Raw genomic sequence first — 692 nt, 5'->3', positions numbered from 1 at the left:
TACAGCACCTTGGCTTCGGTCTTCAGCTTCTCGACCAGCGTCTTCACGTCCGGCACCTTCACACCGGCGGAGCGCTTCGGCGGCTCGACAACCTTCAGCGTCTTCAGGCGCGGCGTGACATCGACGCCGAGGTCTTCCGGCTTGACGACTTCCAACGGCTTCTTCTTCGCCTTCATGATGTTCGGCAGCGTCACGTAGCGCGGCTCGTTCAGGCGCAGATCGGTCGTGATGACTGCGGGGAGCTTTAAAGACAGCGTCTCAGCACCGCCGTCGACTTCACGCGAGACGGTCGCCTTGCCGTCGGCAACAACAACCTTCGAGGCAAACGTTGCTTGCGGCAAACCAGCCAGCGCAGCCAGCATCTGGCCGGTCTGGTTCGAATCGTCGTCAATAGCCTGCTTGCCGAGAATGACCAGTTGCGGCTGTTCCTTGTCGACCAGCGCCTTCAGCAGCTTGGCCACTGCCAACGGCTGCAGTTCCACTGAAGACTCGATCAGGATCGCGCGGTCCGCGCCGATCGCCAGCGCCGTGCGCAGCGTTTCCTGCGATTGCGTCACGCCCGCCGACACGGCGATCACTTCCGTCGCCACGCCCGCTTCTTTCAACCGCACCGCTTCTTCAACCGCGATTTCATCGAACGGATTCATCGACATCTTCACGTTCGCGATGTCGACGCCCGTGCCGTCCGACTT

At 61.7% G+C, this 692-nt stretch carries 1 protein-coding gene; it reads right to left on the bottom strand.

The genetic code is table 11. From position 1 onward, the window contains the following. A partial coding sequence (locus P0D80_RS50835; protein ID WP_408296472.1) for an electron transfer flavoprotein subunit beta/FixA family protein occupies window positions 1–692 on the bottom strand: 692 nt, incomplete at both ends.

This window comes from Paraburkholderia sp. RL17-373-BIF-A (assembly GCF_046030175.1).
Taxonomy (GTDB): Bacteria; Pseudomonadota; Gammaproteobacteria; order Burkholderiales; family Burkholderiaceae; genus Paraburkholderia.
The sequence above is the reverse complement of the archived record's forward strand: the minus strand, read 5'-3'. Positions and strand labels throughout refer to the sequence as shown.